17 protein-coding genes are annotated in these 18,468 nt (G+C 66.1%); 7 read left to right on the forward strand and 10 right to left on the reverse strand.

What is annotated here, in order from left to right:
• Positions 1–20 precede the first annotated feature (20 nt).
• From ACX80X_RS16435 to ACX80X_RS16455, 5 genes are all read right to left on the reverse strand, one after another.
• Positions 21–629 carry a type II secretion system F family protein gene (locus tag ACX80X_RS16435; protein WP_459312689.1) on the reverse strand — a complete coding sequence of 203 codons (609 nt, stop codon included), beginning with the start codon at positions 627–629 and terminating at the stop codon, positions 21–23.
• Positions 626–1,507, reverse strand: coding sequence for a type II secretion system F family protein (locus tag ACX80X_RS16440; protein ID WP_252603276.1), 882 nt, complete (start codon positions 1,505–1,507; stop codon positions 626–628). Before ACX80X_RS16440 ends, ACX80X_RS16435 begins: the two co-directional genes overlap by 4 nt.
• The gene (locus tag ACX80X_RS16445) at positions 1,504–2,757 is read right to left on the reverse strand and encodes a TadA family conjugal transfer-associated ATPase (protein ID WP_374209914.1); all 1,254 of its coding nucleotides are present in this window, start codon (positions 2,755–2,757) and stop codon (positions 1,504–1,506) included. The genes ACX80X_RS16440 and ACX80X_RS16445 overlap by 4 nt, the downstream gene beginning before the upstream one ends.
• Positions 2,754–3,995, reverse strand: a complete 1,242-nt coding sequence (gene ssd / locus ACX80X_RS16450) for a septum site-determining protein Ssd (RefSeq protein WP_459312691.1) — start codon at positions 3,993–3,995, stop codon at positions 2,754–2,756. The genes ACX80X_RS16445 and ssd overlap by 4 nt, the downstream gene beginning before the upstream one ends.
• 116 nt (positions 3,996–4,111) lie before the next feature.
• On the reverse strand, positions 4,112–4,327 hold the full coding sequence (locus tag ACX80X_RS16455) for an AsnC family protein (RefSeq protein WP_252603279.1): 216 nt from the start codon (positions 4,325–4,327) through the stop codon (positions 4,112–4,114).
• Between the two features lie 96 nt (positions 4,328–4,423).
• On the opposite strand from ACX80X_RS16455, the gene ACX80X_RS16460 reads away from it, so the two are divergent.
• Both ACX80X_RS16460 and ACX80X_RS16465 read left to right on the forward strand, forming a co-directional pair.
• Complete coding sequence (locus tag ACX80X_RS16460; protein ID WP_459312693.1) at positions 4,424–6,136, forward strand: bifunctional 3'-5' exonuclease/DNA polymerase; 1,713 nt, start codon at positions 4,424–4,426, stop codon at positions 6,134–6,136.
• Between the two features lie 30 nt (positions 6,137–6,166).
• Complete coding sequence (locus tag ACX80X_RS16465; protein WP_308216222.1) at positions 6,167–6,469, forward strand: YegP family protein; 303 nt, start codon at positions 6,167–6,169, stop codon at positions 6,467–6,469.
• A 116-nt stretch (positions 6,470–6,585) separates the two neighbouring features.
• On the opposite strand, the gene ACX80X_RS16470 is transcribed toward ACX80X_RS16465, so the two are convergent.
• From ACX80X_RS16470 to ACX80X_RS16480, 3 genes are read right to left on the reverse strand one after another with little or no spacing between them, the layout of a single operon-like run.
• On the reverse strand, positions 6,586–7,263 hold the full coding sequence (locus ACX80X_RS16470; protein WP_252600344.1) for an NUDIX hydrolase: 678 nt from the start codon (positions 7,261–7,263) through the stop codon (positions 6,586–6,588).
• Complete coding sequence (gene nth, locus ACX80X_RS16475; protein WP_459312695.1) at positions 7,260–8,084, reverse strand: endonuclease III; 825 nt, start codon at positions 8,082–8,084, stop codon at positions 7,260–7,262. Before nth ends, ACX80X_RS16470 begins: the two co-directional genes overlap by 4 nt.
• A gap of 8 nt (positions 8,085–8,092) precedes the next feature.
• Positions 8,093–9,400, reverse strand: a complete 1,308-nt coding sequence (locus ACX80X_RS16480; RefSeq protein ID WP_459312697.1) for a hypothetical protein — start codon at positions 9,398–9,400, stop codon at positions 8,093–8,095.
• A 405-nt stretch (positions 9,401–9,805) separates the two neighbouring features.
• Between ACX80X_RS16480 and acs the strand changes: the two genes are divergently transcribed.
• From acs to ACX80X_RS16505, 5 genes are all read left to right on the forward strand, one after another.
• Entirely contained in the window at positions 9,806–11,815 is a 2,010-nt protein-coding gene (acs, locus tag ACX80X_RS16485; protein ID WP_252600338.1) for an acetate--CoA ligase, read from the forward strand.
• A 208-nt stretch (positions 11,816–12,023) separates the two neighbouring features.
• Complete coding sequence (locus tag ACX80X_RS16490) at positions 12,024–13,334, forward strand: ABC transporter substrate-binding protein (protein ID WP_459312699.1); 1,311 nt, start codon at positions 12,024–12,026, stop codon at positions 13,332–13,334.
• 130 nt (positions 13,335–13,464) lie between these two features.
• The gene (locus ACX80X_RS16495) at positions 13,465–14,436 is read left to right on the forward strand and encodes a carbohydrate ABC transporter permease (RefSeq protein ID WP_056346189.1); all 972 of its coding nucleotides are present in this window, start codon (positions 13,465–13,467) and stop codon (positions 14,434–14,436) included.
• Positions 14,433–15,347: a carbohydrate ABC transporter permease gene (locus ACX80X_RS16500; RefSeq protein ID WP_252600334.1), complete on the forward strand. Its 915-nt coding sequence runs from the start codon at positions 14,433–14,435 to the stop codon at positions 15,345–15,347. The genes ACX80X_RS16495 and ACX80X_RS16500 overlap by 4 nt, the downstream gene beginning before the upstream one ends.
• A 55-nt stretch (positions 15,348–15,402) precedes the next feature.
• Positions 15,403–16,191, forward strand: coding sequence for a DeoR/GlpR family DNA-binding transcription regulator (locus ACX80X_RS16505; RefSeq protein ID WP_252600333.1), 789 nt, complete (start codon positions 15,403–15,405; stop codon positions 16,189–16,191).
• Here ACX80X_RS16505 and ACX80X_RS16510 read toward each other — a convergent pair.
• Both ACX80X_RS16510 and ACX80X_RS16515 read right to left on the reverse strand, forming a co-directional pair.
• On the reverse strand, positions 16,188–17,207 hold the full coding sequence (locus ACX80X_RS16510; protein WP_252600331.1) for a LacI family DNA-binding transcriptional regulator: 1,020 nt from the start codon (positions 17,205–17,207) through the stop codon (positions 16,188–16,190). The two genes, ACX80X_RS16505 and ACX80X_RS16510, sit on opposite strands and share 4 nt — an antisense overlap.
• A 17-nt stretch (positions 17,208–17,224) precedes the next feature.
• Entirely contained in the window at positions 17,225–18,424 is a 1,200-nt protein-coding gene (locus ACX80X_RS16515; RefSeq protein WP_252600329.1) for a Gfo/Idh/MocA family protein, read from the reverse strand.
• Between the last annotated feature and the right edge of the window lie 44 nt (positions 18,425–18,468).

The raw sequence follows: 18,468 nt of genomic DNA on the forward strand, positions 1-18,468 counted from the left end.
CCGTAGCCCAAATCCCGCGGTCAGGACCCGGACGGCACCAGTGCCAGCAGGACCGGGACTACGCCCAGGCAGATGAAGGCCGGGAGCGAGCACAGGCCCAGCGGAATGACCAGCTTCACGCCGAGCGAGGCCGCCCGTTTCTCCGCAGCGCGGAATCTTTCCCGGCGCAACCTCGCGGCCTGTGCGTAAAGGATGGCCGACGACGGCGCTCCGGTCAGGGCGGCGAATCCCAGTGCGTCACGCAATTCCAGGATTTCAGGAAGACGGACTTCGGAACTGCGCCAGGCTGTCTCCCAGTCGGCTCCGATGGCGAGCGCAGACACCACCGGACGCAGCGCCTTGCCGTAGTCCGCGGAGGCCGAGGCCGCGACGAGTTCCAGGGACCGGCCAATGCCAGACCCCGCGTCCAGCATCGCGGCCACGAGCTCAAGCATCATTGCCGTGTCGCGCAATCCGTGAAGGCGGCCGCCTTGAGTGAGTGCTTCATCGGCCCCATGCGGCCCGGCGCCCACGTCCCCTCGCAGCCTGAGCAGTCGCTTTCGGACTCGGCTTGGCTGCGAAAGGGCAAGGCAGGCGGCAGCAGCCAGAACAACGGCCGAGGCAAGCCCCGGCACAAGAATGTCCGTCATGGCACACCGGCCCCGGCGGCAGCACCGACCAGGCGGGCGGACCAGATTCTTCCGGTGATGGTGAGGCCCACGCCCGCGGCGAGGGCCGCCAGACCCAGCGGGGTCCCGATCAGGATGGCCAGGGGATCCACGCCCAACGCCATTCCCAGGCCCAGTCCCATCAGCGGGAGCCAGGTCAGGAGACCTACCGTGGCCTTGGGCCCGGCGAGCGCTGTCTGCCGTGCGGCCTCGGCGTCGTCTTCCACTTCCAGTTGGGCCGCAAACCTCGCCAGGACGTCCGCCAGTGGACAGCCGCTGGCTTCGGCAATGTCAAAGCAGGCGGCCAGCTCACACCAGATCCGTAACTCCCTGCTGTCGGCGCGCGAAAACTCCGATTGCACGGCCTTCCGGATCGCCTCCGACACGGGTGCGCCCCGGAACGCTGCTGCCCGGACGGCGCCAAGCATCACCAGGGAACCTGCGCTGAGGCTCGGACCGCTGCGCCCGGCCGCTGACCCGCGGATTGGTTCCGCCCGTCCGCCAAGGTCCTGCGATGCGCGTGAACCTGCACCCGTAGTTGCGGAATCTGGCTCCCGACGGCCACCGTGGACCAGCCACAGTTCATCCCATAGCCGTGCCGGAGTGCGGCCGCCCTTCAGCAGCGCAGCAAGCTGCTGCACCACAAGGGTCAGTGACAGGTCATTCCGTTCCGGTCCGGCACGGAGCGACCTGCGCCACGAGCCGCCCGTCCTGGTGCCACCAGCCCCGCCCTGAACCCGAGAGGCGAAGCCTGGTCCTGCACTCCCCACGGCCCGCCGGAAACGGCCTGTGGCACCGCCGGGCGGGCTGAAGAGCAGCACGACCGCCAGCACGAGGACCACGGCCAGCAGAAGGGTCATACGGCGGCACCCGCCTCGAGGGACAGTCCCAGCCGCTTGCTCATCGCCTCCCAGGCTGGACCGGTGCCGACCTGGCCGCGTCTGGCCTCCAACGCCGGAACCACGGTTAGACCGCCGGGACCGTCCTGCACCACGCCCACGCAGGCAACATGCCGCCCGTGGCCGGACCGCTCCACGTGGACCACAACGTCCAAGGCGCTGGCTGCCTGCAGCCGGACCGCGTCCTGGCCCATGCCTGCCAGTGCTCCCAAAGCTGTCAGGCGGGCCGGGACAGCGGTGGCAGCGTTCGCATGGATGGTCCCTCCCCCGCCGGTGTGGCCTGTGTTCATGGCGGTCAGGAGTTCCCGCACCTCGGCCCCACGGCATTCCCCCACCACCAGCCGGTCCGGCCGCATCCGCAGTGCCTGCCGGACGAGTTCGCCGAGATCCACTTCGCCGCCGCCTTCGAGGTTTCCGTGACGGGACTCCAGCGACACAATGTGCGGATGGACGGGGTTCAGTTCGGACGCGTCCTCGATCAGGACCAGCCGTTCCGCCGGGGAGCACAGCCCCAGCAGTGTGGACAGCAACGTGGTCTTTCCGGAACCCGTGGCCCCGCTGATCAGGAAACTCAGCCGCTGCTCAACAACCCGTTCAAGGACCTCCTGGACCGTGCTGCCGAACATGCCGCCGGCACGGAGTTCGTCCATGGAGAAGACCTGCTCCCGCCGGATGCGGACGCTCAGCAAGGTGCCGGCGGTGGAAATCGGCGGCAGGACGGCGTGGACGCGGTATCCGCCCTCAAGCCTGACATCAACGCACGGGGACCCGTCGTCCAGCCGCCTGCCGCCGGCGGCCACCAGCCGCGATGCCAAGGCCCGCACCTGTGCCTCGCCGGAAAACGAAACCCCTGCCGGTTCGAGGCCCTGACCCCGGTCGATCCAGACCGAGTCCGGGGCGTTGACGAAGATGTCGGTGACGTGCACGTCCCGCGTCAGTTCCTGGAGTAGGCCGAGCCCGTTCAGCTCGGCGCTGATCCGTTCCACGGCGGCAAGGGAGCCGGCAGTCCCCAGCAGCCGGCCGGTGGCCTGGACGGCGGCGGCAACCCGGGACGGGGTGACAGGTCCGGCGTCGGCCATGACTGACTCACGGACGGTTTCCAACAGTGCCGAATCCAGAAAGCGCGGATCCAGGACACGGGCCTGCCGACGGCGTGCCCCCGTCCGCTGGTCCTGGGGCGACGGCGGCGGGACTGGCCGCTGCGCGCTCACGGCAGGTCTCCGACAGGGATCTCGCCGTCCAGCAGATCGAGCACTGAGGCGGCAAAATGCCTGACACTCCGTCGTTTGCCCACGTCAAGGAGCCTGCCGTTTTCCCCGGCAGCCGTAACACCGCGCAGCTCCGGAACGCGGCCCTGGACCGGCAGCCCGACGGCGTCCGCAATGAGTCCGGCGTCCAGCGCGGCACCGGCCTTGCCCCGGACCAGGAGGGCTGCCTCAACCGGCGGAAGCTCGTGCAGCAGCCGGGCCGTGGCCACCGCTGCCTTCAGCTGCGCCGGAACAACCACCAGGATGCGGTCACAGTCCCAGGCAAACATACGCACGGGTTCGGTGCCCCGACCGATGTCCACCACCACCAGTTCATAGCCCCGCCGGCCCGCATCTAGGACGCCGCCGGTGGTGGCGGCATCCACCGGTGCCTGGCGGTCGCGGCTGCCGGGCCAGGACAGGAAGGAAAACCCGCCGGCTACCGGCAGTGAGTCGGCCAGCTGCTCGGGATCGATGCTTCCGCTCGCGTCGGACAGGTCAGGCCAGCGCAGCCCCGGCGTCTCCTCAGCTGCCAGCGCCAGTTCCAGGCCACCGCCCCACGGGTCGCCATCAACCAGCAACACGCGCACACCGAGCCCGGCTGCCGCCTGGGCGATCCAGATTGCCGCGGTGGTGGCACCGGCACCGCCGCAGCCCCCTGTTATCCCGAGGACCAGTCCTCCCGCTTCGGGTGACCGCGACCGGCTCAGGTACTCTGCCAGCCAGGCCGCGGCATCCGGAAGCACCGCCACCCGCTCCGCTCCGAGGGCTGTGGCCAGGTGCCAGAGACTGTCCCCCTCCCCGTTCAGGCCCACCAACACGGCAGGGGCCCGCCGCCGCGGCGGCAGCTCGCGGACATCGCTCCCCACCAATACTGCGGCCGCGGCGTCCCAGTACTTGGCGGCATCAGCCACGTCCGCCACCACCCGCAGCTGGCCGCCAGCGGCAGCCACAATCCGTTCCACTTCGCCCTGCAGAAAGTCGTAGCCGGTGACCAGGAGGACCTCGGCACCAGCGGGGTCCGGCAGCCAGGCTCCCGCGGCCTGTGCCGAGGCAGGCGCACAGGACGTGGAACCACCGGACCTGGAACCACGGGCCTGGGAACCACCGGGTTCAGATCCTTGGGGAGGGGAGGGCCGGGCACGGGACAGCTGGGCGGAAGGCCGCTCGGAAGGGGGTGGCGATAGCTGGTGCCTGCTCATGCAGCAACTCTCCACCGAACTCAAGGGGGAGAAACAGGGCCATGCCACCGTATGTGGACAACTCCATCCACCCGGCCGATAGGCCGGACAGAAAGACGGGCCGAACGGCCGGGCCGTTACTGCTTCCCGTATTTGCGGTGGACGGCCTGCTTACTGACCCCAAGGCACAGGGCAATGGCTTCCCAAGACAGACCGGCCTGCCTCGCCTTGCGAACCAGGGCCGCTTCGGCGCGGCGGACCTCCTTCTGCAGTTCCGCCACTGCGTACAGCGCTTCAGCGGGACCTTTCCCGTCCATTGATGCGACCAGCGTTTTCATCCTTTCTACCTCCATTCGTCAACTTTAGTTGACGAATGGAGGGGCGTCAACATATATTGACGGCATGGGATTGGGGCTTGAATGTCCCCGCCACAGGGCAGAATTGGACCTATGTATCTGCTGCTCGCCGCCCACGCCCACGGCGCAGCCCTCCAGCAGGTCACCCAGGCGGGCGATCCCCACCCCGACCGCCCCGAACCGCGCCTCATCAGCGCAAGCGAGCTGGCCGGCGTCGTTCGCCAGCTGGAGAACCGGCCCCGCGAGGCGCCGCCCCGCTGGATCTGGAACCGGACCCAGGACTGGTACCCCGCCCTGCTGGCGGCCGGTGTGGAACTGGAGCGCTGCTATGACCTCGGTCTGTGCGGCAATATCCTGGCGTATTCGCAGTTCACTGCCCACACGGAGTACGCGCGGAACGCCGACAAGGAATCGTTGGACGATCCCCAGGAGACGCCCCGCGCCCTCCAGCCGCCGCCCCCGCCGGCGGATCAGGGCGCCCTCTTTGACGATGTCCGCCACCGCGCCCCACGGCAAGGCCTGGCGGAGCTCCGCGCAGAATACGCCGCCCAGCAGGCTGCCCTGGCCGATGCGCCTCCGGACGAAAACAAGCGGAAGCGGCTCCAGCTGCTGCTGGCCGCCGAGTCCGCCGGCGCCATGATCGCCGCGGAGATGCAGCACACCGGCGTCCCTTGGCGCGAGGACCTGCACGAGCAAATCCTGGCCGGCCACCTCGGGCCGCGCCCGCCGTCCGGTCACCGCCCCGCGAAGCTGGAGGCCCTGAACACCGAACTGCGGGGGCTGCTCAACTCGCCCGGACTGAACCCGGACTCGCCGCAGGAACTGATGCGCGCCCTGCACCGCAACGGCATCGAGGTGAAAAGCACGCGGCAGTGGGAGCTGATGGAGTCCAGCCACCCCGCCATCGAACCGCTCCTCGCCTACAAGAAACTGTCCCGCCTGCACACCGCCAACGGCTGGGCCTGGCTGGACGCATGGGTAGCCAAGGGCCGCTTCCAGCCCGAGTATGTTGTGGGCGGTGTGGTGTCCGGCCGCTGGGCCTCGCGGGGCGGCGGGGCCCTGCAGATCCCGCGGCAGATCCGCGGCGCCGTCCATGCGGATCCCGGCCACAAGCTCATCGTCGCGGACGCCTCCCAGCTGGAACCCCGCGTGCTGGTGGCGCTGGCGCAGGACTCCAAAATGGCGGAAGCAGCGCGCGACCAGGACCTGTACGCCGGCATCGCCGCCCAGGGTTTCGGCGGCGATCGCGCCAAGGCGAAGGTCGCCCTCCTCGGCGCCATTTATGGCGCCACCACGGGCGAATCGGGGCGCCTGATGCCGCAGCTGGCACGGACCTACCCCCGCGCCGTCGGCTTTGTGGAGCAGGCGGCGCGCGACGGCGAGGCTGGCGGCACCGTGACCACCCGGCTTGGCCGGAGCAGCCCGCCCCCGTCGAAAGGGTGGTACCGGAGCCAGCAGTCGGCCACTGCCGAGGAGCAACGCCGTGCGGAATCCATTGCCCGTTCCCGCGGCCGCTTCACCCGCAACTTTGTGGTGCAGGGGTCCGCCGCTGACTGGGCGGCGTGCTGGCTGGCGGAATTACGACGGCGACTGCGGGCCTTGCGTGCCGACGGTTCCGTTCAGGCGGAGCTGGTGTTCTTCCTGCATGACGAGGTGATGGTCCATGCCCCCGAGGCTGGCGTCCAGGCCTGCATCCGGGCCATCGAGGAAGCTGCCGCCGCCGCGAAGGAACTGCTGTTCGGCCCCATCCCGGTGGAATTCCCTGTCAGCGTGGCCGTGGTGGACTCCTACGACCACGCAAAATAGCAAATTCGGTTAGCCGGAAGAAACCTACCCGTGAGTAGCTGGTCGAACCGCTGTGACCATGATTACATCAGTGCAGGACTGAAGCAGACGGTCCAGCTATTCATGCAAAGACGCATATCAGGGGAGATCCGGCATATGGCTGGCAGGTTTGAAATACATCGCGTAAGTGACGAGTGCTATCGGCTGAGGCTCACCGACTCAAACGGGAATATCGTGGCAGTTTCGCCCGACTTCAAGCATCTCGGTGCACTGAAGGACGGCATCAATGCACTGCGTGAAAACGCGGCCACCGGCATTGTCATTGATCTTCGGCAGCAGCCGATCGCCAGCTAAGCCGGTGTGCGCCAGCTCAGCCGGCGCACACACTCATGGTGCACACCCGGCGGGCTCAGTCCCGCCGGGCCACACCGACACTGCGAGCTACCCCGAACCTAGAAGCTACACCGACGTTAGAAGACCACCTCGTGGAGCCGGGTCCGGTCCCACGGCACGGCCCAGCCCAGCTGCTCAAAGAGTCCATCCAGAATGATCCCGGTGAAGCCCCAGACCAGCACGCCGCTGACGGCGAAGGCGGGGCTGCTGAAGGTCCTGCCATCGCGGCTGACCGTGGCTGTCACCCGGTTGGCCGGGTCCAGCAGGTCCCGGACTGGGATCCGGAAAACCTGGGCGGATTCGGCGTAGTCCACCACGTGCACCGGCGACGGCGACGCCCACCATCCGAGCACCGGCGTCACCAGGAAGTTGCTGCGCGCCAGCCCAAGCTCCTGCAGCACGCCCAGGACCTCCACACCGGAGGAGTCCAGTCCGGTCTCCTCCTCGGCTTCCCGAAGGGCCGCGGCAACCGGGGTTTCGTCCTCGTCGATGGAACCGCCGGGAAAGGCGACCTGGCCGGGGTGGGAATCCAGGGTGTGCGCGCGTTCCAGCAGCAGGACATCAAGATCCGCCGCGGCCAGGGGTTTGCCGGAGGCCGCGGGAACGTCGTCCAGCACACCGAAAAGCATCAGGATTGCCGCCTTGCGGGCTATGGTTTCATCTACGGTCAATGCCGCCCAGGCAGTGTTCGGCGCGGTGACGTCGCCGCTGTCCGATCTGCGCACCAGGTCGATCAGGTCCTGGCGTGCGCTCACGGGAGCCGCCTCTGCGATTCCATCCGGATTTCAGCGGCGCGGTGCGTCTCGGCCAGCAACCGTTCCAGGAGGCTTTCGCTCCCGGGCGCCAACTCGTATTTAAGGAGTTTGGCAGCTTTGACGGGGTCAGTCTCGCCCAACCCGTAGCTGGGGCACCAGTTCGCTACCGGACACGCGCCGCAGGCTGGCTTCCGTGAGTGGCACACACGCCGCCCATGGAACACCACCCGATGCGAGAGCATGGTCCAGTCCTTGGGCTCAAACAGTTCAGCGACGTCGAATTCGACCTGTAGCGGGTCCTCGGACGCGGTCCAGCCGAAGCGCCGTGCGAGCCGGCCGAAGTGGGTATCCACAGTGATCCCGGGGACGCCGAAGGCATTGCCCAGCACCACATTGGCGGTCTTACGCCCCACTCCCGGCAGCGTCACCAGGTCTTCCAGACGGCCGGGGACCACGCCGTCGTACTCGTCCACCAGGCGGGTGCTCAGGGCCAGCACGCTCTTCGTTTTGGCCCGGAAAAAGCCGGTGGGCTGCAGGATCGCTTCCAGCTCGGCGGGATCGGCCTCTGACATGGCCCGGGCGTCCGGGTACCGCGCGAACAGGATCTTGGTGACCCGGTTGACCAGCACATCGGTGGTCTGGGCCGACAGGACGGTGGCCACGACCAGTTCAAACGGGTTTCGGAAATCCAGTTCCGCGTGGGCATAGGGATACTTCTCCGCCAGGGCCTTGTTGATCCGCCGCGCCCGGCGCTTCAACGCCAGCAAAGACTCCGGGGCTGTTGTGGCCGGGCCGGATCCGGGTCTACGGGACGTGGCCACGGGGCCGGTTAGCCGCGCTCGATGTTGCTGAGGTCGCGCAGCACGCCCACCCGTCCGTCGGTGTGCTGGACCAGGAATTCGTGGCCCCGGTCTTCCAGGGCCAGCACCCAGCCGCCCGGTTCAATCACAAAGGAGGGGGCGCCGGTCTGGGGGTCCACCGCGGTCCGGTGCTGTGCCACGGCAAACCAGAACGCCTCATGCGCAGGCTCTTCGTACGATTCTTCCGGCCTGGATGCCGGATCCACGGTGGCGCCGATGGGCTCCACGCGGCGCACCTGCTGATGCACGGCCGTCGCTGCAGGTTCCGCGGCAGACTGGCGAGCCGAGGCAGCGACGCCTGTGCCGGCGTCGTGGGTTGCTGCCTCAGGGGCAGCGGCGGCGGACGCCGTAGGGGTCGGCGCAGGGGCAGCCGCAGCCGCCGTCGGGATGTCACCCGCAGACGTCTCCGCAACGGCGGGCGCCGTGGAGGTGCCCGTCGCTGGAGGGGAAGGCACGACGTCGGCCGCCTGGGTTGCGGGGCTCGCGTCACCGGCAGCGGACCACTCGGTGACCTCCGGGGCGGAAGAGACGGCTGCTGACGCAGCCGGTGAGGTGGGCGCGGCGGAAAAGGCCCCGGCTGAAGCGGTGGGGGTGGCGGCACGCGCAGAAGTTGCCGCCGCTGAAGATGCGGCAACAGGCGCGGAAGCCTCCGGAACGGGCGTGGCCGCAGGCTTGGGTTCCTTGGGCGTGTGCGGCTTGGGCAGCGGGACAGCCGAGTCGCGCGCCATCACGTGGGCCGGGGTTTCGTCGCGCCCCAGGAAGTCGCCGGCGAAGTACGGAATGAAGCGGCTCAGCACGGTGCCCGCGAACAGCACGACGGAACCCACCAGGCCCACCAACAGGCTGGGCACAAAGGCCGCGGCCGTGGAAACGAAGAAGAACGCCAGTGCAAAGGAAGCCACCACAGACCCAAACTGGTCAACGGACAGCGAACCGATGCGGACCCTCGTGGCGGGAGCGAGCCGGCGGGCAGCAAAGAGTGCCGTGACAATCAGCGGCAGCACAATGCCGAGACCCAGGAAGAACAGGCTGCCTGCATTCCAGAGATTAAACCGGCCGAAGAAGATGGGCAGCAGCGAGGCGACCAGCAGAATGAGGGTGGCGGCGAAAACCGTCAGGTCCCGCAGCGTGAACGGACCCAGCACGGCCTGGTTGGTGGTGCCCGGCTTGGCGCCGGCCGGCTTCTGCACGCCCTTCGCTGAGCCGCCTCCCGGGGTGCTGCCAGGCCCTGCCTCGGTTGTGCGACCAAACTTCTGGCCGAAGCTTTGCTGGTTCATTCTGTACTCCTTAGCGTGGCGGCACCGGGACGGTTCCGTCCCAAAACTGTGCCGTCCGAAACGGCGGAAACGGCCAGGCCCGGCAGCGATACACCGGATCCGACAGCTCCGTAGAAAGTCACAATTCAATCTCAGCCTAGTCAACCGCATGGCCGATCACTAGCTGATCCGCAGCGGCGGGACGCCAGTGGGCAGGGTCCTTTAACCATTCACCGCTAAATAAATGCCGTTCGTGGGGGCCTTTGTGACAGCGAACACATCGCGGCCCCGGCGCGTATTAGGCTTGATTCCGGAACAGCTCTTTGCGGAATGTCCGTGATCGGCCGCTACCCTGCCGCGCAAAGCGGCGGAGCACGGCCGGGCGACGGCAGCCGCTAAAAAGACCGATGAATGATGAGGTTCACCATGTCTCAGGACACTCCCGGCTCCACGGCCACCGCTCCCGCAGCTTCCGTGCAGACCGACCAGCAGGGCGACGCCTTTGAAAACCTGCTGCACGAAAACCGTACTTTCGCCCCCAGCCCCGAATTCGCTGCCGACGCCGTTGTCACCGCCGCTGATTATGCAGAGGCCGACGCCGGCCGCCCGGCTTTCTGGGCGAAGAAGGCCCGCGAACTGCTCACCTGGAGCAAAGACTTCGACCAGACGCTGGACTGGTCCAACCCGCCGTTCGCCAAATGGTTCGTGGGCGGCGAGGTCAACGCCGCGTACAACGCGCTGGACCGCCACGTGGAGAACGGCCTCGGCGGCCGTGTGGCCATCTACTTCGAGGGCGAACCCGGCGACACCCGCACGTACACCTACGCCCAGCTCACTGAAGAGGTCAAGAAGGCCGCCAATGCCTTCGAGTCCCTCGGCGTTGGCAAAGGTGACCGGGTGGCCGTCTACCTGCCCATGATCCCGGAGGCCGTCATCACGCTGTTGGCCTGCGCCCGCATCGGTGCCGTGCACTCCGTAGTGTTCGGCGGCTTCTCCGCCGACGCCCTGCGCTCCCGGATCGAGGACGCCGAAGCCAAGCTCGTCGTCACCGCGGACGGCACCTATCGCCGCGGCAAGCCCAGCGCGCTGAAGACCGCCGTGGACGACGCCCTCTCCGTCGACGGGCACACGGTCCAGAACGTTGTGGTGGTCAAGCGCAACGGCCAGAACGTGGACTGGCACGAAGGCCGGGACCACTGGTGGGCGGACACCGTGGAGCTGGCCTCCGCCGAGCACAAAGCGGTGGGACACGACTCCGAACACCCGCTGTTCATCCTGTACACGTCCGGCACCACGGGCAAGCCCAAGGGCATCCTGCACACCACCGGCGGCTACCTCACCCAGGGCGCCTACACCCACAAGGCCGTGTTCGACCTCCACCCCGAAACGGATGTCTTCTGGTGCACGGCCGACGTCGGCTGGGTCACCGGCCACACGTACGTCGCCTACGCCCCGCTCATCAACGGCGCCACACAGGTGATGTACGAAGGCACCCCGGATTCCCCGCACCAGGGCCGCTGGTGGGAGATCATCGAGAAGTACAAGGTCTCCATCCTGTACACCGCCCCCACGGCCATCCGGACCTTCATGAAGTGGGGACGGGACATCCCGGACAAGTACGATCTGACCTCCCTCCGGGTCCTCGGTTCCGTGGGCGAATCCATCAACCCGGAAGCCTGGATGTGGTACCGGGACGTCATCGGCGGCAACAAGGCACCGATCGTGGACACGTGGTGGCAGACCGAAACCGGCGCCCAGATGATCGCACCGCTGCCCGGCGTCACCGCCACGAAGCCCGGCTCGGCCCAGACCCCGCTGCCCGGCATCGCGGTGGACGTCGTTGATGAGCAGGGCGAATCCGTGCCGGACGGCCACGGCGGCTTCCTGGTGATCCGGGAGCCCTGGCCCGCCATGCTCCGCGGCATCTGGGGCGACCCCGAGCGGTTCAAGGAGACCTACTGGTCCCGCTTCGAAGGCATGTACTTCGCTGGCGACGGCGCCAAGAAGGACGAGGACGGCGACATCTGGCTCCTGGGCCGCGTGGATGACGTTATGAACATCTCCGGGCACCGGCTCTCCACCACCGAGATCGAATCCGCCCTGGTCAGCCACCCCTCCGTGGCCGAAGCCGCCGTCGTGGGCGCCGCCGACGAAACCACCGGCCAGGCCGTCGTCGCGTTCGTGATCCTGCGCGGGGACGCCGTGGACAAGGGCGAGGCCACCATCCAGGAACTCCGCAACCACGTAGGCAAGGAAATCGGGCCCATCGCCAAGCCCAAAACCATCCTCGTGGTCCCGGAACTGCCCAAAACCCGCTCCGGCAAGATCGTCCGCCGCCTGCTCAAGGACATCGCCGAAGGCCGCGAATCCGGCGACGCCACCACCCTGGCCGACACCACAGTGATGCAGCAGATCGCGCAGTCGCTCAGAAAGTAACAGCCGCCTCACCACCCAGTCCGACGCCATCGAGTGGCCCCGATTCTCCCGTCCCACGGGAAAATCTGGGCCGCTCGCTGTTTGGGACGATTCAAAAAAATCAACACCAAGAATGTTATTTCCCGTTCTTCCATGTTCTGTTTTGAACGTTTATAGTCAGATGCAATGTGAGGTGTCTCACATGCGGCTATTTTTCAAGGGAGAGAACATGGCTTCACAGTTTGATGCGTCTGCAACTGCTTTTCCCAGCAGGCGAAGCATCCTCAAGACCGTTGGCATAGGCGCAGCAGGCCTGGCCGGCATTCCACTGCTCGCAGCCTGCACGGGCGGAAGTGCGCCATCCGCCACGGGTTCCGGCTCCTCCGGCCTTACCTTCGGTTCCGGGTCCTCCGATGACGTCCCCAAGCGGGCGTACCAGGCCGTCACCGACGCCTTCACGGCCAAGACCGGCAAGAAGGTCACCACGAACGTGGTGCCCCACAATGATTTCCAGAACAAGATCAACTCCTACCTGCAGGGCTCCCCGGACGATACGTTCACATGGTTCGCCGGATACCGCATGCAGTACTACGCAGGCAAAGGGCTCCTTGCGCCCATCGATGACGTCTGGGAGACCATCGGCGGCAACTACTCCGATGCGCTGAAGAAAGCCTCCACCGGACCGGACGGCAAGATGTACTTCGTACCCAACTACAACTACCCGTGGGGGTTCTTCTACCGGAAGAGCCTCTGGGCCGAAAAGGGGTACCAGGTGCCGGAGACCTTTGACGCCCTCAAGGCCCTCGCCACGAAGATGAAGGCAGATGGCATCATTCCCATCGGCTTCGCCGACAAGGACGGCTGGCCGGCCATGGGCACGTTCGACTACATGAACATGCGGCTCAACGGCTACCAGTTCCATGTGGACCTGTGCGCGCACAAGGAATCCTGGGACCAGCAAAAGGTCAGCGCGGTCTTCGACACCTGGGCGGCGCTCCTTCCCTTCCAGGACCCGGCAGCCCTCGGCCAGACCTGGCAGGACGCCGCCAAAGCGCTGGAAGCCAAGAAGACCGGCATGTACCTGCTGGGTTCCTTCGTCACCCAGCAATTCACCGACCCGGCGGTGCTGGCGGACATCGATTTCTTCGCCTTTCCGGAAATCGCCATGGAAGGCCGCGACGCCGTCGAAGCCCCCATTGACGGCCTCCTGCTGTCCAAAAAGGGCGGGGACAACAAGGCGGCCCGCGACTTCATGGCGTTCCTCGGCACCGCCGAGGCCCAGGACGCCTACGCCGCCGTGGATGCGTCCAACATCGCCACCGCCAAGGGCACGGACACGTCCAAGTTCAGCCCGCTCAACAAGAAGTGTGCGGACACCATCGCGGACGCGAGGTACATCAGCCAGTTCTTCGACCGGGACGCCCTGCCCGCCATGGCCAACAACGTGATGATCCCGGCCCTGCAGAGCTTCATCAAGGACGGCAAAATAGACGTCAAAAACCTCGAGGCCCAGGCCAAAACGCTCTACGCCGCGCAGTAAGTCCAGGGCCGCACTTCCAGCCCTGTCAGCGCCGTTTCCAAGGCGACCAGCCAGGAAGGGAACGACGACGGTGGCGCAGGCTCCCGCCGTCGTTCCCTTCCTGCGTCCCCACCCAAAGAGGAAGACTTCCATGAGCAGCACCGCACAAGAACTGATACCGCCGGAGGCGCGGGAACCCGGCAACGGCCGTATCCGCCGGGCAAAAGGGGGGCGGGTCCGCCGCCTGTCCGGACGGGACAAGCTCGTCCTGTCGCTGATGGTGGGCATCCCCACCCTGATCGAACTGACCCTCGTGTGGCTGCCGACGCTGATGTCCGTGGGGCTCAGCTTCACGCGGTGGAACGGCCTGGACCTGGGCAACATCCGTCCGGCGGGTACGGACAACTACCAGTTCATCTCCCAGGACTACCCGCCGTTCTGGCCAGCAGTGCAGCACAACATGCTGTGGCTCCTGTTCCTGGCACTGATTGCCACGCCGCTGGGGCTGTTGCTTGCCGTACTTCTGGACCAGAACATCCGCGGCAGCAGGATTTACCAGAGCATTTTCTTCGCACCCGTGATGCTGTCGCTGGCCCTGATCGGCATCATCTGGCAGCTCTTTTACCAGCGCGACAACGGCCTCCTGAACTTCCTCCTGGGCACAGCAGGGACACCGCAGGCCGTTGACTGGTTCGGGGACTCCTCCGTGAACATCTGGGCCGCCCTGGTTGCAGCGACCTGGCGGCATGCCGGCTACGTGATGCTCCTGTACCTGGCCGGGCTGAAGGGCGTGGATCCGACCCTGAAGGAAGCCGCCGCCATCGACGGAGCCAACGCCGTGCAGACCTTCTTCCGCGTGGTGTTCCCGGCCATGCGCCCCATCAATATCGTCATCGTGGTAATCACCATCATCGAATCGCTGCGCGCCTTTGACGTGGTTTACGTCATCAACCGCGGAACCAACGGCCTGGAAATGCTCAGCGCCCTGGTGATCCAGAACCTCGTGGGCGAAGGTCAGGTGATCGGCGTCGGCTCGGCACTGGCAGTGGTGCTGCTGGTCATCTCCCTTGTTCCCATCGTCTTCTACCTCAGCCGCACCTTCGGCAAGGAGAACAAAGCATGAGCACCACCACAGCCCGCACCGGCCGTACTCCTGCCGCAGCTGCGCCCCGCTCCGGCAGCCGGCCGAAGCGCCACTACGGGACCCACATCTTCCTGGCCGTTATGGCGGTGATGTGGCTGATCCCGCTGGGTTGGTCTCTTTTCACCGCGCTCCGTCCGGTGGACTCGACAAACCAGTACGGCTATTTCAGCTTCGCCGGCGACTTCAACTTCGACAACTTCTCCCAGGCCTGGACCCAGGGCGGGTTTTCCACGTACTTCTGGAACTCGGTCATCATCACCGTCCCGGCCGTGCTGCTGACCCTGTTCCTTGCCTCCCTCATGGCCTTCGCCGTCAGCCGGGTGAACTGGAAGTTCAACATCACGCTGCTCATCATGTTCACCGCCGGCAACCTGCTTCCCCCGCAGGTCCTCGCCGCTCCGCTGTTCGAGATGGCAAAGCACTTCGAAGTGCCGTACTCATTCAGCGATTCCGGAAACATGCTGAACACCTACATCGTTGTGATCGCGGTCAATACCGCCTTCCAGATGGGTTTCTGCACCTTCGTGCTGTCCAACTACATGAAGGCGCTCTCCGCAGACCTGACGGAGGCCGCACTGGTGGACGGGGCCGGCATCTGGCGGCAGTACCGGGAGATCATCATGCCGCTCTGCCGGCCGGCGTTCGCCGCCCTCGGCACGCTCCAGGTCATCTTCATCTACAACGACTACTTCTGGCCCCTCATCTTCATCCAGAGCGGCAACCGGCTTCCGATCACCACGGCCATCAACAACCTGCAGGGCGAATTCCTGAGCAACTACAACCTCCTGGCCGCCGGCGCAGTCATCACTGTCATTCCCACGCTGGTGATATATGTGCTCCTGCAGCGGCAGTTTGTTGCGGGGCTGACTCTTGGTTCAAGCAAGGGTTAGACCATCATGGAACGTGACGGGGATATTACACCCGCCTCAGCCCGAAAGGAATTACATGCTCCCCGCAGCACGCCACCAGGCAATCGTGGACGCCGTCCAGCGCGAACGGGTTGTCCGCGTCTCGGACCTCGCCCAGCAACTGGGCGTTTCGCTGATGACTGTCCGCCGGGATATCGAGCTGCTGGAGGAGGGTGGCAAACTGGAGCGTATCCACGGCGGCGCCAAGCTCCCCGGCGATGTCAGTACGCATGAGCCGGGCTTCGAGCTCAAGTCCACTCAGTTGACCGCGGAGAAACGGGCTATCGCGTTGGAGGCTGCGGGTCTGGTGCATGAGGGCATGGCCGTCGGACTCAGCGCCGGGACCACAACGTGGGCGCTTGCCAAGGAACTCGTGAACGGTCCTCGGATCACGGTGGTCACCAATTCCGTGCGCATCGCTGATCTCTTCCACCACGCCGCGTCCGGCGGCTCAGCCCGGTTCGCATCAACCGTGATCCTGATCGGCGGCGAGCGGACGCCGTCGGACGCTTTGGTGGGTCCCATCGCGACTGCAGCGCTCAAACAGCTGCACCTGGACGTGCTGTTCCTGGGCGTGCACGGCATGGACGCCGACGCCGGCTTCACCACACCTAACCTCCTGGAGGCCGAGACGGATCGGGCGTTCGTCGCCGCCGCCCGGAAAACCGTGGTCCTTGCCGACCACACCAAGTGGGGGCTGCTAGGCATCAGCACCATCGCCCCCTTGGATGCGGCCGATGAGGTCATCAGCGACGCCGGGCTGGGTTCCGAGGCGCAACGTGTCCTGCGGGAGAAAGTTGGCAGGCTTCGGCTCGCTGCAGCCTAGGGGCAGCCGCAGGACTGCCGGATCTGCAACTCGGCAGGAAAGATGAGATGTTCCGATTCGTGGCCGCGATGGGCGCCTATTAGGGCGCTGACAGCGGCCTCCGCCATTGCCTTTGCCGGCTGTTTCACTGTTGTAAGGGGAGGCCAGCTGTACTCAGCTTCAGCTGAGCCGTCGAAGGACGCCAGGGCGATGTCATTGGGGATCGATAGTCCCGCCTCATGGAGTGCCCGGAGGATACCGACAGCCTGCAGGTCAGAGGTGGCAAAAATGGCCGTCGGGCGGCTCGCGGAGGCCAGGAGGCGTTTCCCTGCGGCGTAGCCGCCTTCACGGGTGAAGGCGGTACGGACAATGGGGCCTTCAGGCAGGCCTGCCCCCGCCAGAGCCTGCAGCCAGCCCTCTTCACGGCCATCATAATAGTTGCCGGTGTTTGTACCCATGGCGAGGGCGATACTGGTGTGTCCGTGGCCGATCAAGTGTTCAACGGCTGATTTTGCGCCCGCCACCAGATCCACGCCCACGCTGTTAAATCCGGGCGCATCGGCACTGTGGTTCAGGAGAACAACAGGTATCTCCGCCGATTCAAGGTCCGTCAGGCCCGGTTCCATCAAGACACTGGACAGAATGACGCCGTCCACCTGGCGTGCCGCAAGGTTGCGGACATGCCGGAGTTCCTTCGCGAGGTTTCCATCCGAGTTGGTAAGCAGCAGGGCGTAGCCCAGTTCAGCGGCAGCATCTTCCACAGCGTGTGCCAGCAGCGAGAAGAAAGGGTTGCTGTTGTCCGGAATAACCAGCCCTATTGTTTCGCTGGATCCCAGTTTCAGGGCCCGCGCGGCAGCGTTCGGACGGTACCCCAGCCGGCGGATGGCGTCCTGGACCTTCGCTTCCGTGGCCGGCGCCACTCTCTTGGGCCCGCCGTTAACTACATAGCTGACGACGGCGGTGCTGACGCCCGCGTACCGGGCAACATCCTTGCGGGTCACCGGGCCGCGTGGGGCCTGCAATGCGGGAGTCGTCATGGTGTACATGCTAGCTATCAGATCCCCGGCGCGTCGCCGAAGTCACGGATGGGAAGCCGCTCTCCGCCGCGGAGGGCGGACTGGTGCGCCACGATGCCGGGCAGCGTGAATCGGGCGGCAACCCAGGCGTTGACCGGCGGCAGGGTGCCGGTGTTGACCGCGGTCACGAAGTCATCCACGAGGAAATGGTGGCTTCCCTCGTGGCCGTTCGGTGCGCCACGGAACTCCTCCGGAAGCCGATCAGCGTCATGGACCGGCGAGAGTCCGGACACGAAGGCGTCCCTCAGTTCCGGCGCAACGTTGGCCAGCGACGGGTCATCGAGGGACATACTGGGCCGGGTTTCGAACTGCTCGGAAATGTCTTGGACGTTTTCCTTGTCCTGCCAGACCGTGACTTTTGCAAGCTGTTCAAAGCTGGCCTCCGTCCCGAAGAACCTGAACCGGGACTCCCTGATGTGTGATGGGTAGCCCACGCGGCGCATCTCATTGGTGCGCATAACGCCGCCGTCGTTGAGTTCGAAGAGGGCCGTGGCGTTCGAGAAGTCGTTGCCGAACATGCTGACTTCCTTGTCGAAGACGCCGTCGTTGCGGTCATCCTTGACTCCGACGCAGCTGACGCTGACGGCGTGGGCGGGGACGGCGCCGAGGACTCCCCCGACCGCGTGCGTCGGGTACAGCATCGGCGGGTAGCTGGCGGTTTCCTTCCAGCGATCACCGCCGCTGTACTGGTAGGCATCGTAAAAGCCCAGGTCCATGTCGTGGACGTAGTCTCCTTCGGTGTAGAAGATCCGCCCGAAGCAGCCGGCCGCATGCTGCTTGCGTGCGTAGACCGTGGCCGGGTTGTAGTAACTGGTCTCCCCCATCATGTAGACCAGCCCGGTTTCACGGACGGCGTCGATGATCCGGGCGATTTCTTCCTCGGAGATGGCCATGGGGACGGCTGAATAGACGTGCTTACCGGCGCGGAGCGCCTGCTCCACCAGCGGACCGTGCGTCCAGCGCTGCGTGAAGATGGCCACGGCGTCGACGTCGGAGGCGAGGAGGTCCTCAAAGCTCGCCTCGGACCCCGCCAGGCGGTACCGGTCCACGGCCTCGGCCGCGCGTTCCGGAAGCTCGTCCACCACATAGACGTCGCTGACGCCGGGGTGGAGATTGAAGAGGTGCGCGAACTGGCCGCCGAACTGGCCAACTCCTACTACGCCGATTGAAAACGTCATTGTTTGCCTTCCCTGGATGCTGTAACGGAGCGCCGGCAAGCGCT

Source organism: Pseudarthrobacter sp. MDT3-1, from assembly GCF_054510755.1.

Excerpts from the sequence above, each read along its gene's own strand:
- ACX80X_RS16435 (WP_459312689.1), bottom strand. The coding sequence starts at position 629 with ATGACGGACATTCTTGTGCCGGGGCTTGCCTCGGCCGTTGTTCTGGCT.
- ACX80X_RS16490 (WP_459312699.1), top strand. The coding sequence starts at position 12,024 with ATGGCTTCACAGTTTGATGCGTCTGCAACTGCTTTTCCCAGCAGGCGA.
- ACX80X_RS16515 (WP_252600329.1), bottom strand. The coding sequence starts at position 18,424 with ATGACGTTTTCAATCGGCGTAGTAGGAGTTGGCCAGTTCGGCGGCCAG.
- ACX80X_RS16460 (WP_459312693.1), top strand. The coding sequence starts at position 4,424 with ATGTATCTGCTGCTCGCCGCCCACGCCCACGGCGCAGCCCTCCAGCAG.
- ACX80X_RS16505 (WP_252600333.1), top strand. The coding sequence starts at position 15,403 with ATGCTCCCCGCAGCACGCCACCAGGCAATCGTGGACGCCGTCCAGCGC.
- ACX80X_RS16480 (WP_459312697.1), bottom strand. The coding sequence starts at position 9,400 with ATGAACCAGCAAAGCTTCGGCCAGAAGTTTGGTCGCACAACCGAGGCA.
- ssd (WP_459312691.1), bottom strand. The coding sequence starts at position 3,995 with ATGAGCAGGCACCAGCTATCGCCACCCCCTTCCGAGCGGCCTTCCGCC.
- ACX80X_RS16510 (WP_252600331.1), bottom strand. The coding sequence starts at position 17,207 with ATGACGACTCCCGCATTGCAGGCCCCACGCGGCCCGGTGACCCGCAAG.
- ACX80X_RS16440 (WP_252603276.1), bottom strand. The coding sequence starts at position 1,507 with ATGACCCTTCTGCTGGCCGTGGTCCTCGTGCTGGCGGTCGTGCTGCTC.
- acs (WP_252600338.1), top strand. The coding sequence starts at position 9,806 with ATGTCTCAGGACACTCCCGGCTCCACGGCCACCGCTCCCGCAGCTTCC.
- ACX80X_RS16495 (WP_056346189.1), top strand. The coding sequence starts at position 13,465 with ATGAGCAGCACCGCACAAGAACTGATACCGCCGGAGGCGCGGGAACCC.
- ACX80X_RS16455 (WP_252603279.1), bottom strand. The coding sequence starts at position 4,327 with ATGGAGGTAGAAAGGATGAAAACGCTGGTCGCATCAATGGACGGGAAA.
- ACX80X_RS16500 (WP_252600334.1), top strand. The coding sequence starts at position 14,433 with ATGAGCACCACCACAGCCCGCACCGGCCGTACTCCTGCCGCAGCTGCG.